The organism is Microbacterium bovistercoris, assembly GCF_003387575.1.
GTDB classification, from domain to species: domain Bacteria; phylum Actinomycetota; class Actinomycetes; order Actinomycetales; family Microbacteriaceae; genus Microbacterium; species Microbacterium bovistercoris.
This window is the reverse complement of the sequence record NZ_QUAB01000018.1, coordinates 17,881-30,684: the sequence shown is the minus strand read 5'-3', so window position 1 is coordinate 30,684 and position 12,804 is coordinate 17,881. Positions and strand designations below refer to the sequence as shown.

Genomic DNA, 12,804 nt, shown 5'->3' with positions numbered 1-12,804 from the left:
GTGCGACGGTCACCCGCGGGAGTGCGGGTGCGCTTCACGTTAGCGCCTTCCGTCACGCCTGCACCCGGAACGCGATCACACGGGCCTCGGCGGCGCCGTTCGTGGCCTCGACGACGAGCCGCGCAGCGCGGAAAGCGCCGAGCCCTGCGGGCAGCGCGTGGATGCGATGGCGATGACGGTTGCCCTGCACCGCCACGACCGTGGTCCACGTCTCCGATCCCGCCGGGAGCACTTCGACGCGGTAGTCGCGCACGAGCTGCGGCATGATCTCGTCCGGCGTGCGGTGGTGGTGCAGGGTGATCAGCGAGACGTCGACGTCGTCGTCGAACACCAGCCGCACCTCGCGGGCCTCGACCGGGGCGTCCCAATCCAGCCGCAGCCATTCGGTGTCGTCTGCGAGCGGCTCGGATGCCCACATGTTCGGACCGCCGAAGGGGCGATTGTAGCCGGACACGGCGCGCTCGGGAGCGAGAGCCTCGGTCTCGGGCGCCGTGCGGAAGACCGGGACACGACCGCGAAGCGGCTTGGTCGGCCACTTCACCAGCAGGCCCTCGTCGCTGATCTCGACGTTCTCGTCGTCGTTGTCGGCGCGGTGCACGAGCGTGAGCACGCCCGCGGGCAGCGGCGAGGTCAGCTGAACTCTGACCGCGGGGTTCGCGCGGAGCACGACGATCGCGTTCTGAGGCGTCTCGGGGAAGAACGGGGTCGGTGCGCTCACCCAGCTCGCCGCACCTGCGGGCACCTCGACGACCGCGGTGTGCTCGAGGCGCTCGGGGACGACGTTCTGACGCTTGCTGCTGGACCACACCTCGACCGTGAGCGTCGTCGCCTCGTCGGCGCCGAGCAGCAGGTCGGTGGTCTCCAGTGCCGGATGCACCGGGATGACGATGCCGAGGTCGTCTGCGAGCGGGTGCGGGGCGGCGCCGCCGGCATCCGTCGCGATCGTGCGCCGCCGGCTCGACGCGGTGACGACCGCGCGCCGGGCGAGATCCTGCGGGTCCTCATTGGCGACGCCGATCAGCGAGGAGTCCGAGCGCAGCAGCGCCTGGCGCAGCTCGCGCCGGTGATTCGCGTAGAGCTCTCGCGGGCTCTCGCCGTAGGACAGGCAGAGGGATGCCGCGGTGCCGGCGGCCTCGCCCATCACGGCGCAGGTGGCCATGACCCTGGCGGCGCCGAAGGCGATGTGCGTCGCCGAGATGTTCCGGCCCGCCATCAGCAGGTTCGAGACGTTGGCCGAGTACAACGAGCGGAACGGGATCTCGAACACCCCGTCCGAGAAGCGTTGCACGGCGCCGGCGCCGGTGGCGTACATGCCCTCGGCGGGATGCAGATCGATGGACCATCCGCCGAAGCCGATGCCGTCGTCGAACTCGACCTGGTCGAGCACGTCCTGCTGGCGCAGCGTGTGGTCGCCGACGAAGCGGCGGTACTCGCGCTTGCCGGGGAGGTTGCCGATCCACTCCAGGGTGAGGTTGTCGGCGTCGAACTCGCCGGAGTTCTTGATGTGGTCCCAGATGCCGAGGATCACCGAGCGCAGCTCGTCGCGGATGCGCTCGTTGTCGTCGACGATGTCGAGCTGACCGCCCCACTCGATCCACCAGTAGTGCGCGCCGCTGTCGCCGCTGCGGATGATGCGGGTCGCGGGGATCGGAGTGGTGCTGATGTCCTTCGCCGTCTCGGGGGCGACGAATTTGACCGGGTGGCCCAGATCCTTCGTGTAGAACAGCAGCGTCGAACCGAGGAACTCGCGGATCGGCTCCTCGGGGGCCCACGCCTCGTCGAACTCGGCGCGCCCCTCCTTGCCCAGCCGGTGCCGTGCGCCGACGAGGCGGCCGACCAGTCCGTCGCCGGTGCAGTCCAGGAAGATCGGTGCGTGGAAGACCGTACGGATCTCGGAGCCCATGGTCCATCCGGTCACCGAGGTGACGCGACGGTCGTCGTCGGGGCCGGTGGCACCGGCCTCGATCACCTCGGTGTTGAGGAAGAGCTGCAGGTTCGGCTCGCGGCGCACCGTGTCCAGCACGACGTCGTCCCAGTACACCGGGTTGCCCTCGGGATTGCGGTACTGGTTCTCGAGGAACATCTCGCCCATGATCCCGGTCTCGCGCGCCCAGCGCTGATTGCCGTGCGCCGTGGCTCCGCACACCCACACCCGCACCTCGGAGGACGAGTTGCCCCCGAGCACCGGCCGGTTGTTGATGAGGACGGTGCGCCGGCCGAGTCGTGCTGCGGCGACGGCGGCGCTCACACCGGCAAGGCCTCCTCCGACGACGATGATGTCGGCTTCGATGGTCTGCGTGCGCATGGGGTGGTACTCCTGGGTTTCGTTCAGAGGGCGGATGCCGCGCGCTGCGCGCGGCATCCGCCGGGGTGTCACTGCGCGTCGCGCAGGGCGGTGACGATGTCGGCGAGCGAGCCGCCGGCGCGCTTCTCACCGGAGCGCGGGATCTCGGCGTAGCGGAGGGTTCCGCCGCCGGGGGTGGCGGGCGCGCTGAGATAGAGCACGTCCATGCCCGCAGGTCCGGTGGCGGCCCGCAGACGCTGCTGCCCGGTCATCGGCGCGCCGATCGCCTCGACGGCCCAGCCCGTGCGGCCCTTCGCCTGCTCGAACATCACGACCTGGCTGCGCAGGCCGGTACCCTCCTTCACGGACACGACGCCGTAGGCGCGGGTCTTCGAGCCGAAGGCCGTGGCATCCATCGCCGCGATCGTGTCGACGCCCGCGCCGAGCGAGGCCGAGTCGATCAGTGTCTCGCGGTTCCACGCCGAGCCGTCCCATGCCGCCCACTTCAGATCGAACAGCGTCGACCCTGCCGCGGAGTAGCGGTAGGTGATGCCCTGCAGCGCGCCGTCCTGCACCGCCATCTTCGCGGTCTGGAACGCGGGCGTGGTGCTGTCCATCGACTCGTCGGCGGTGAACGGCTGGAAGACCACGGGGCCGGGGGTGGTGGGGCGGATCGGCGTGGGAAGGGCGTCACCGGCGACGTCGTGGAACGACTTGGTGTCCGGGTTCCACACCGCGTAGGACCCCAGGTGGCGGTACGGGCCGGCAGCCCACTTGTGCCACTCCCAGAGCACGTGCACCTGGCCGGACTCGTCGACCGTGAGGTCGTCCGGGTACACCGAGAAGTTGGTCGCGGAGGCGATGAGCGTCTCCCGCGCCCAGGTGCGGGCATCCAGGTCGTACCGGTACAGCACCCCGTCACGGCGCGCCTGCGCATCAGGGCCGGTGCGCACCATCAGCCAGACGTCGCCGTCGGGACCGACCGAGGTGATCGGGTACGAGACCGTCGCTCCCTGGTCGGGCATCTCCTCGCTGACCTCGACCAGCGACGTGACGTCACCGGGCGTGGCGGAGCGGAAGTAGTTCCAGTCCTCGTGATGCATGGAGGCGAACACGTGGATGTCGCCGGCGCCGTCGATCGCGATCGACGGCTGATTGTGCCCGTTGTCGTTGAGATAGTCGGCGCAGGCGCCGGTCGCGAACCGCAGGCATCCGGAGGTCCACTCGCCGTCCGCGGAGCGGGCCGCGAGGTGCACCTGGTGACGGTTCGTCCCCGCGGGGACGTTGTAGGCGAAGTAGGTGGTGTCGCCGACGACGGTCAGCGGATTCCACCATCCGGACTGGTTGGAGCCGTCGACGGTCACCGGGACGGTCTCGACCACGGTCGGGTGCACGGCGGCGCTCGCCGCCGGCGCCAGGGCGGCGATCGTCGCGGCCGCCAGTCCGGCTGTCGCGAGAGCGGCCGCCCTGCGCCTGATCGGAGCGCGCATCAGCCGATCAGCTTCTGTGCGGCCTCGCCGGCGGCGGCCATGGCGTCCTTCGGGCTCTGCTGCCCGACCAGCACGGCCTGCACGCGATCGGCGACGGCGGTCTCGACCTGGGCGTACTCGGGGTACTGCCAGAACGGGTTGACGGTCGCGGTCGCCGTGACCTTCTCGGCGAAGCGCGAGCCGAAGGCGTCGGAGGTGACGATGTCGGACGCCTGCGCCTCCTCGGTGACGGGCGGGAGACCGCGCACCTCGTAGTCGCCGAGCACGGCATCCAGGTCGCTGGTGGACCACTGACCGAAGTCCGCGGCAGTGCCGGTGGCATCGTCGCCTGCACCGCCGACCACGACGATCGCGCCGCCCCACACCAGGGCGCGCGGGGTGTCGCCCTTCTTCAGCACCGGACGCGACTCCGAGACGATCTTCTCGCCCAGCTTCGGGTCCGGAGAGTCCTTCACGACGGTGTTGCGGCCCACCGGGGCGTCGTCGTAGATCGCGGCGCGGCCCTGCGAGAACAGCGAGCGGGCGTCGAAGCGGTCGACATCGGCGGCGATCAGGCCCTGGTCGTAGAGCGACTTGTACCAGGTGACGGCCTCGACGCTGGCGTCGTCGCCGATGGTGACCTTGCCGTCCTTCACCAGCGGGCTGCCGAAGGTCTCCATCCAGATCAGGATGTCCTTCAGCTGCGCGGCCTTGGTGGAGGCTGCATAGGGGATGACGCCGCCGCCGAGGCCCTTCAGCTTCTTCAACGCGCCCTCGTACTCGTCGATCGTCACCGGGAACTCGTCGATGCCGGCCTTCTGGATGAGCTCGGAGTTGGTCACGAGGCCGATCGCGCCGATGGTCCACGGGAAGCCGTACTGGACGCCGTCGTACTGCGCGGCCTCCAGCGCGGACGCTGTGTAGCCGCGGTCCTTGGTGAACGCGGAGACGTCCTGCAGCTTGCCGAGGGCGGCGAGCGAGGCGAGCCACGCGACGTCCACGTGTGCAGCGCCGGAGAACTGCCCGCCACGCACCTGAAGCATCAGCTGCTTGAAGTACTCGTTGTAGGGGAAGGAGACCTCGGTGATGCCGACGGAGTCCTTCTTCTTGTAGCCGTCCAGCAGAGCCTTGATCGCGGGGGCCGCGGCCTCCTCGGTCAGTGACCAGCTCGAGAACGAGAAGTCGGCAGGGGTGAACGTGCCGGGGGCGAGGGCGGTGCCGGAGCTCGGCGCGGCCGCTCCCGAGCCGCCGGTGGGCATGCAGCCCGCGAGCATGAGGCCGGCGGCGCCGAGGCCTGCGAACTGCAGCAGCTGACGGCGCGAGACGGACGGGGTGGTCTGAGACATGGTTCTCTCTCTCTTCTTCGAGGGTTCAGATGGGAAGGGAAGCGGGTCAGCCCTTGACCGCGCCGGCGGTCATTCCTCCGACGAGGTAGCGCTGCAGTGCGATGAAGGCGATGGCGACCGGCAGTGACACCACGAGGGATGCCGCCATCAGCTCGGGCCAGGCGGTCGAGGCCTCGCCGATGAACGTGTTCACCAGGCCCGGGGGCAGCGTCTGCTTGTCGGGGCCGGCGAGCGTGAGGGCGAAGATGAAGTCGTTCCAGCCGCGGACGAAGGCGAACAGACCTGCAGCGACGAGACCCGGCGCTGCGAGCGGCAGCACCACGGAGTGGATGATGCGCATGCGCGACGCTCCGTCGACGAGCGCGGCCTCGATGAGGTCGTCGGGGATGGTGTCGAAGAAGCCCTTCAGCATCCACACGCACAGCGGCAGCGTGAAGGTCGTGAACGACAGCACCAGGGCCGCGTAGGTGTTCAGCAGCCCGTATGCGGAGAACACGGTGTAAAGGGTGATCAGCAGAAGCGCCTGCGGGAACATCTGCGAGGCCAGCACGAAGTACATCAGGCTGCGCCGGCCGCGGTATCGGAACTTCGAGAACGCGTAGCCCATGTATGCGGAGACGATCACCGAGAGCACGGCGGTGATGATCGACACGATGATGCTGTTGCGCAGGTATCCGAACAGGGCCGGGTTGTTCGCCAGCGCCAGGTAGGCGTCGAAGCTGATCTCGGAGGGGAACAGCCTCGGCGGGTAGGCGAACACCTCGGTGCGCGGGGTGAGCGAGGTCGCGAGCAGCCAGTACACGGGCAGCAGGGCGAATCCGCCGAACACGGCGACGACGATCCACGCACTGACGGTCACAGCGCGCCGATCCGCGCGCACGCGCGGCTTGCGCATCACCTGCGCGGGGCGGTCGGCGTCTGCGTCGACGATGGCGGGGGACTCGGTGAGCAGCGAGGTCATCGCTTCTCTCCCTTCTCGGAGAACCGGACGTACACGACGACCAGCCCCATCAGCAGGACCATCCAGAGCAGGCCGAGAGCGCCGGCCCTGCCCAGGTCGAATCCGGTGAACGCGGTCTCGTACACCGCGGTGGCGAAGGTCTGGGTGGATCCGGCGGGGCCGCCGCCGGTGAGCACGTAGATGATGTCGAAGTGCTGGAAGTTCCAGATGAACTCGAGCAGCAGCACCAGCCCGATGATGCCGCTGAGCTGAGGCACGGTGATCGAGAAGAAGCGGCGCACGGTGCCGGCGCCGTCGATCTCGGCCGCTTCGTGGAGCTCGGGCGGCACCGTCTGCAGGCCGGCGAGCAGCATCACCATCATCCAGGGGAAGGACTGCCAGGTCTTTGCGACGATGACCGCGATCATCGCGGTGGTCGGATTCGCGAGCCACGCCTGCGGCTCGTCGATCAGTCCGATCGACTCCAGAGCGGCATTCATCACGCCGTAGTTGGCGTTGAAGATCCACATCCACAGGAACGAGACCACGACGCCGGGGATCAGCCAGGGGATGAGCATGATGCCGCGCAGCACCTTCGCGCCGCGGATGCGAGTGTTCAAGGCCAAGGCGAGACCGAAACCGATCACGAACGGCGCGATCGTCGTGCCGAGGGTGAAGACGATGGTCTGCCACAGCAGGCGGAGGAAGTCGCCGGTGAGCACATCGATGATGTTGTCCAGGCCGACGAACTCACGGCCGGGCTCGACGAGGCTCTGCTCGAAGAACGCCGTGACCAGGGCGGTGATCAGCGGGTAGACGACGACGGCGGCGAGAAGGGCAAGGCCGGGCGCCGTCAGCAGCAGGGCGAACATCCCGTTCGAGATCCGCCGCGGACGATTTGTTGACAGCTTATGTGAACTATCGAGAAGTTCTGTCATGACTGGGCATCCTTGACCTTGGTGCGTTCCGCGGCGGCTCGGGTGCCTGCAGCGATATTTCCATGGTTACCGGTCATGCGCCGCTCGTCAACCTGGCGTTGTCACGATCAAGTAACGAGACAAACTGTGATGAAACGGGAAGAGATGTGAAGTTTGAAGCAGGCGACTCGTGGGGGCGGATCGATGCTTGATTAGCGATTATCGATTAGTTAGGCTTTCGACTGGTCGCCCCAGCGACCGTGCGGGTCACCACCCGCGCCCCTCGATGAGCAATCGGAGACGCGATGAAGCGTGCACTGGCAACTCTGGCCCTGGCGGCGATCCTCGGATCGGCCCTCGCCGCGACGTCCCCGGCATCCGCCGCAGACGGTCCTGCCCTCTATGTGGCGCCCGGGGGTGACGACACCGCGGCCGGCACGATCGGCGCTCCGCTCGCAACGCTCGAGGGCGCGCGCGACCGCATCCGCCAGCTCAAGGCCGGCGCCGGCCTGCCCGACGGGATGACCGTCTTCCTGCGCGAGGGGGAGTACCGGCGCAGCGCCTCCTTCACCCTCGAGCAACAGGACTCCGGAACCGCGGATCATCCGATCGAGTACCGCTCCTACCCCGGCGAGCGGGCGACGCTCACCGGCGGAAGCACCCTGCCGCGCGACGACTTCGCCAAGGTCGCAGATGCTGCGGTCACCGGCCGCATCGTCGAGGAGTCCGCCAGGAGCAAGGTGCTCGAGATCGACCTGAAGGCGCACGGCCTCACCGACTTCGGGCAGCTCAGCCGGCACGGCTACTGGAAGGCCAACGACGTCAGCACGACGCCGCCGATGGAGCTCTTCATCGCGGGGCAGGGCATGACCCTGGCCCGCTGGCCCAACGCCGACGCGGCGACCCCGACCGTGCAGATGGGCGACATCGTCGATCCGGGCCCCACCCGGAAGGACGCCGACCTGCAGGACCGCGGTGGCACGTTCACCTACGGCTACGACCGCCCGAAGTACTGGACCGCGGCGAAGGACGTCTGGCTGGACGGCATCTTCGGCTACAGCTGGGAGTGGTCGTACAACAAGATCGAGAAGATCGACACCACCGCCAAGACCATCACGCTGCGCTACGGCGAGATGTCCGGGATCATGAAGAGCTGGTTCCCCGACTTCCACTTCGCGCAGAACCTGCTCGAGGAGCTCGATGCGCCCGGCGAGTACTACATCGACCGGGATGCCGGGAAGCTGTACCTGATCCCGAATGCCGCGTTCACCTCGGGCGAGGGCGACGTCACCGTCACCACGCTGAACGAGCCCATGCTCCGCACCGACGACACCTCCTACGTCACCTTCGACGACATCGTGATGGAGTACGGGCGCGCCACCGCCGCCGTCATCCTCGGCGGCTCGAACGTGAAGATCTCGCACGCCGACATCCGCAACTTCACCGACGGCGGCGTGCTGATCAACTCGCCCGGTCGCTACACCTACGACGGCATCCCGATCAACCGCGGGGGCCGCGACCACGCGGTGACGGACTCGAAGATCACGCACGTCGGCGGCATCGGGGTGGTGCTGCAGGGCGGCGACAAGAAGACCCTCGAACCCGGCCGCAACAGCGTGCAGAACTCCGAGATCGCCGACTTCGCGTACTACCACAAGGCCTACAACCCCGGTGTGATGTTCGACGGCGTCGGCAACGTGGCGAAGAACAACAAGATCCATGACGCCCCGCACCCGGGCATCATCGTCTACGGCAACGACCACCTGTTCGAGCGCAACGAGGTGTACGACGTCTGCAAGCTGTTCAACGACCTCGGCGCGATCTACATGAACTCCGGGATGACGCCGCAGCAGCGCGGGCACGTGTTCCGCGAGAACTACTTCCACGACATCGGCGTGGGCATCGCCGGCGTCGAGGGCATCTACGCCGACAACTTCACCTGGGACCTCACGATCGAGAAGAACGTGTTCGTGAACATGGGCAACTCGGCGATCAAGAGCGGCTCGGCCGACTACATCAACGCGAGCAACAACGTCTTCGTCGACGCCTACGTTCCGTACGACAACTACGAGCAGTGGATGGGCGACCAGGAGGGCAACGTCGTCGACCGGTCGTACATGCCGGAGTGGAAGCGGGTGTTCGAGGAGAACAACGACTTCGTCGGCACGCCGTACCTCGAGAAGTACCCCGAACTGGCCCACTTCTTCGAGGACAACCACTACTACCCAGACCACAGCACCTACGCGAAGAACGTGGTGTGGAACCCGAACCGCAAGCCGATCGCCGGACTGAACGACCAGGGCGCGAAGGACGGCAAGAACCTGCTGAACTACGGCACCAACCTCGTCGCGACGGCCGACCCCGGCTTCGTGGATGCTTCGAAGGGCGACTACGCGCTGAAGGCGGACTCCGAGGTGTTCACCGAGATCCCCGGCTTCGAGCCCATCGCGTTCGATGAGATCGGCGTGCAGGGTCACATCGGCCAGTCCCAGTCGCCGGAGAAGGTGGAGCTGACGGGCATCGCCTTCGACAGCGACCAGGTGCACCTCGACGCCGGCGATCAGGTCCGCGTCCGTGCGGTGCCGCTGCCCTGGAACGCCGCGGATGCCGAGGTCACCTACACCTCCGCCGACACGGCGGTCGCGACGGTGGACGCCAAGGGCGTCGTCCTCGGCATGGGCCCGGGAACGACGACCGTGACCGCGACCGCGAAGTCCGACACCGCGAAGCAGGCGACCATCGAGGTCATCGTCTCCGAGGGCGACGGCGTGCTGCACTTCACCGACTTCGAGTCGGGGGCGAACAGCTGGCCGACCGACCCGAACCGCAGCATCCAGGTCGACGCCACGGGCAACAAGGTGTACCGCATCGTGAACGGCGCGAACTCGCTGCTGCCCCGCGACTTCACCCAGTTCGTGCTGGACTTCGACGTCACCCCGCCTGCCGGCGACGTCGTGAAGTCCGACCTGCTGATCTACAACCGCAACCAGAACGGCGGCGGCTACATCCGGTACCGAAATGCGGCGGCCGGTCCGACCTGGGACATCTTCGACGGCAACTGGCAGATCGTCGCCGAGAAGGTGCTCCCGGCCGACCAGGCGCTGCCGAACGGGAAGACCTCCCACGTGCGGATCGCCGTGCAGGACGGCAAGATCAGGATCGTCGTGAACGGCTCCGTCGTGCTGGAGGGCAGGGACCCGGCTCCCGGCGCCGCCGGCCGCGTCGGCTTCTACGTCGAGGGATACAAGTCGCTCGACCTCGACAACATCGGATTCTCGCTGTCGGGTGTGCCGGTGACGGGCATCAGCCTGGACGCCGAGACCCTCGCCCTGAACGTCGGCGAGCGGCACAGTGTGAAGGCGACGGCGGCTCCGGAGGACGCCAGTGACACCCGCGTCACCTGGACCGTCGCCGACCCGGCGGTCGCGACGGTCGTCGACGGGCGCATCGCCGCCGTCGGCGCCGGAACCACGACCGTCACCGCGGCATCCGTCTCCGACCCGGCGCTCACCGACTCCGTGACCGTCACCGTGGCGGACGCCGAGTACCCGGCGAAGCGGCTGGACGCCCAGCTGAAGGACGCCGCGAACTGGAGCGTCGCGGACGGCATCGCCGTCGGCGACGACGGGGTGCGACTGACCGCGCAGGGCGTGTACGGGTACAAGGCGGAGCGCTATGCCGACGAGCTGCTGCAGTTCGATGCGGACTTCGGCGCCTTCGACGGCGGCTGGTACGGCTTCCAGGTGCGCTCCGACCAGACCGGGATCCCCGCCTGGCAGAACTCCAACACCGGATACCTGTTCATCGTCAAGGAGGACACGCTCGAGTTCCAGAGCTGGACGCCAGGCCAGACGATGCTCGACATCATCCCGAACACCGTCATCGAGCCGAACAGCACGCATCGCATCGAGGTGGGCGCGATCGCCGAGGACGGCGGAACGCGCGTGGTGCTGCGCGTGGACGGCAAGACCGTGTGGAACGTGCTCGACGCGAGGGAGAACCTGCGCATCGGCGCCGACGGGTACCTGAACCTGTACCACTACGCCAAGGAGAACACGCTCGTCGTGCGCCCGACGCCGCCGCCGGCCAGCGTGGCCGGCATCCGCTGGGCGGACGACGCGAAGCCGAAGACCGCCTACCTGGTGGGCGAGGAGCTCGACACGACCGGGATGCTGCTCGACGTCGAGTGGAGCGACGGGACGGTGACGCAGCAGCCGGTGACGGCCGACATGGTCACGGGCTTCGACAGCCGCAAGGTGCGTCCGCACCAGACCCTGACCGTCACACTGGACACGGCGACCGTCGAGCTCAAGACGTCCGTGCGCAAGAAGCTGAAGAACTAGGAGGCAGACGATGTCAGCACCCCGCAGGATCGTGTTCATCGGGGATTCGATCACCGACGCCGGTCGCGACAGGGGCGACGCCGCCTCATTGGGCGACGGATACGTGTCGCTGCTCGCGGACGAACTCGTCGCCGGCGGCGCCACGGTGCGCAACCTCGGGATCGCCGGTAACCGCGTGGCCGACCTCGAGGCGCGCTGGGGCGCAGAGCTGATGCCGACGGCGCCCGAGCTGCTCACGGTGTACGTGGGCGTGAACGAGATGCTGCGGCGGCATGACAGCGACGACCCCACGGACACCGCCGACTACGAGGCCGCGTACCGCCGCATCCTCGACGCCGTCGTGGCCGCGCACAGCCCGCGGCTGATCCTCATGGAGCCGTTCTTCCTGCCACTGGACGACGAGCAGCAGGGCTGGCTCATCGACCTCGAGGAGAAGCGACGAGTCGTGGTGCGCCTGGCGGAGGAGTACGACGCCGCGCTCGTGCCGCTGGCCGCCCTGTTCGCGGCCGCGGCGGAGGGGCGCGATGCGGCCGAGCTCGCGCCGGACGGCGTGCACCCGACCCCGGAAGGATCGCGTCTGATCGCGCAGGCCTGGCGGGATGCCGCCGGCATTAGCGATAGTCGATAACGAAAGTACACTGTGAACATGACTGATGCGCTCGGGACGATGGGGCTGCAGCGGGGGCTGCTGTCGGATCAGATCTACTCGATGATCAAGGAGATGATCAAGGACTCGACCCTGGCCCCCGGGGAGCAGCTGGTGGAGTCGCAGCTGGCCCGTCAGCTGCAGGTCAGCCAGGCGCCGGTGCGCGACGCGCTGAAGCGGCTCGCGCACGAAGGGCTGGTGTCGCACGTGCGGCACCAGGGCAACTTCGTCGCCAGCTACTCGCAGGAGGAGGCGAGCCAGGCCAAGGTCGCCCGCGTCGAGCTCGAGGGACTGGCCGGACGGCTCGCCTGCGGCACCCTGGATGAGGAGCGCCGCGCCGCGCTCTCCGACCTCATCGACGCGATGCACGAGGCGGCGGACGCCCCCGACCTCGCCCGCTTCCGCGAGCTCGACTTCACCTTCCACCGGACTGTGATCGAGGCGAGCGGCAACGTCTACCTTCCGAAGATGTGGGATCTGCTCGAGCCCAGCCTGCGCGTCATGCACGTGCTCGGAGATCCGAAGTTCACCGGCGACTGGCACGAGGTGGCCGACTGGCACCGCGGCCTGCTCGACGTTCTCGACGCCGGAGATGCGGATGCTGCGGCCGACCTGTTCCGCAGTCACGCCGCCGGCACCCTGCTGGACGACTCCGGCTCCACCGGCTCCTGAGGCCCGGCTCCTGAGCGAGCGAAGCGAGACGAAGGACGTCAGTCCCAGCTGCGGGGACGCCCTTCGTCTCGCTCGTTCCTCGCTCGCTCAGGACCCGAAGCGTGGCTCCTGAGGTTCGACTTCCCGGTTCCTGAGCGAGCGAAGCGAGACGAAGGACGTCAGACACTGGTGAGGGCGTCCTTCGTCT

The 12,804-nt window shown here is 68.2% G+C and carries 8 protein-coding genes; 3 read left to right on the top strand and 5 right to left on the bottom strand.

Annotation, left to right across the window (positions count from 1 at the left end; all coding sequences use genetic code 11):
* Nucleotides 1-52 precede the first annotated feature (52 nt).
* From DY023_RS04280 to DY023_RS04260, 5 genes are all read right to left on the bottom strand, one after another.
* A complete protein-coding gene (locus tag DY023_RS04280; protein ID WP_116241109.1) occupies nucleotides 53-2,305 on the bottom strand; it encodes an FAD-dependent oxidoreductase in 2,253 nt (750 codons plus the stop codon).
* 68 nt (nucleotides 2,306-2,373) lie between these two features.
* Nucleotides 2,374-3,774: a BNR-4 repeat-containing protein gene (locus DY023_RS04275; RefSeq protein WP_116241108.1), complete on the bottom strand. Its 1,401-nt coding sequence runs from the start codon at nucleotides 3,772-3,774 to the stop codon at nucleotides 2,374-2,376.
* The gene (locus tag DY023_RS04270; protein ID WP_116241107.1) at nucleotides 3,774-5,099 is read right to left on the bottom strand and encodes an ABC transporter substrate-binding protein; all 1,326 of its coding nucleotides are present in this window, start codon (nucleotides 5,097-5,099) and stop codon (nucleotides 3,774-3,776) included. Before DY023_RS04270 ends, DY023_RS04275 begins: the two co-directional genes overlap by 1 nt.
* A gap of 46 nt (nucleotides 5,100-5,145) precedes the next feature.
* A complete protein-coding gene (locus DY023_RS04265) occupies nucleotides 5,146-6,060 on the bottom strand; it encodes a carbohydrate ABC transporter permease (RefSeq protein WP_425453409.1) in 915 nt (304 codons plus the stop codon).
* A complete protein-coding gene (locus tag DY023_RS04260; RefSeq protein WP_181905719.1) occupies nucleotides 6,057-6,911 on the bottom strand; it encodes a carbohydrate ABC transporter permease in 855 nt (284 codons plus the stop codon). The genes DY023_RS04265 and DY023_RS04260 overlap by 4 nt, the downstream gene beginning before the upstream one ends.
* A 350-nt stretch (nucleotides 6,912-7,261) precedes the next feature.
* Between DY023_RS04260 and DY023_RS04255 the strand changes: the two genes are divergently transcribed.
* Genes DY023_RS04255 through DY023_RS04245 form a run of 3 tightly spaced genes read left to right on the top strand, consistent with a single transcriptional unit; the run spans nucleotide 7,262 to nucleotide 12,617 of the window.
* Complete coding sequence (locus DY023_RS04255) at nucleotides 7,262-11,299, top strand: Ig-like domain-containing protein (protein ID WP_116241105.1); 4,038 nt, start codon at nucleotides 7,262-7,264, stop codon at nucleotides 11,297-11,299.
* 10 nt (nucleotides 11,300-11,309) lie between these two features.
* Nucleotides 11,310-11,927, top strand: a complete 618-nt coding sequence (locus tag DY023_RS04250) for a GDSL-type esterase/lipase family protein (RefSeq protein ID WP_116241104.1) — start codon at nucleotides 11,310-11,312, stop codon at nucleotides 11,925-11,927.
* Between the two features lie 18 nt (nucleotides 11,928-11,945).
* Nucleotides 11,946-12,617, top strand: coding sequence for a GntR family transcriptional regulator (locus tag DY023_RS04245; RefSeq protein ID WP_116241151.1), 672 nt, complete (start codon nucleotides 11,946-11,948; stop codon nucleotides 12,615-12,617).
* The last annotated feature ends 187 nt before the right edge of the window (nucleotides 12,618-12,804 follow it).

What these genes read in the sequence shown, in the direction of transcription:
- DY023_RS04280 (WP_116241109.1), bottom strand. Translation starts at nt 2,305, where the DNA reads ATGCGCACGCAGACCATCGAAGCCGACATCATCGTCGTCGGAGGAGGC.
- DY023_RS04275 (WP_116241108.1), bottom strand. Translation starts at nt 3,774, where the DNA reads ATGCGCGCTCCGATCAGGCGCAGGGCGGCCGCTCTCGCGACAGCCGGA.
- DY023_RS04270 (WP_116241107.1), bottom strand. Translation starts at nt 5,099, where the DNA reads ATGTCTCAGACCACCCCGTCCGTCTCGCGCCGTCAGCTGCTGCAGTTC.
- DY023_RS04265 (WP_425453409.1), bottom strand. Translation starts at nt 6,060, where the DNA reads ATGACCTCGCTGCTCACCGAGTCCCCCGCCATCGTCGACGCAGACGCC.
- DY023_RS04260 (WP_181905719.1), bottom strand. Translation starts at nt 6,911, where the DNA reads ATGTTCGCCCTGCTGCTGACGGCGCCCGGCCTTGCCCTTCTCGCCGCC.
- DY023_RS04255 (WP_116241105.1), top strand. Translation starts at nt 7,262, where the DNA reads ATGAAGCGTGCACTGGCAACTCTGGCCCTGGCGGCGATCCTCGGATCG.
- DY023_RS04250 (WP_116241104.1), top strand. Translation starts at nt 11,310, where the DNA reads ATGTCAGCACCCCGCAGGATCGTGTTCATCGGGGATTCGATCACCGAC.
- DY023_RS04245 (WP_116241151.1), top strand. Translation starts at nt 11,946, where the DNA reads ATGACTGATGCGCTCGGGACGATGGGGCTGCAGCGGGGGCTGCTGTCG.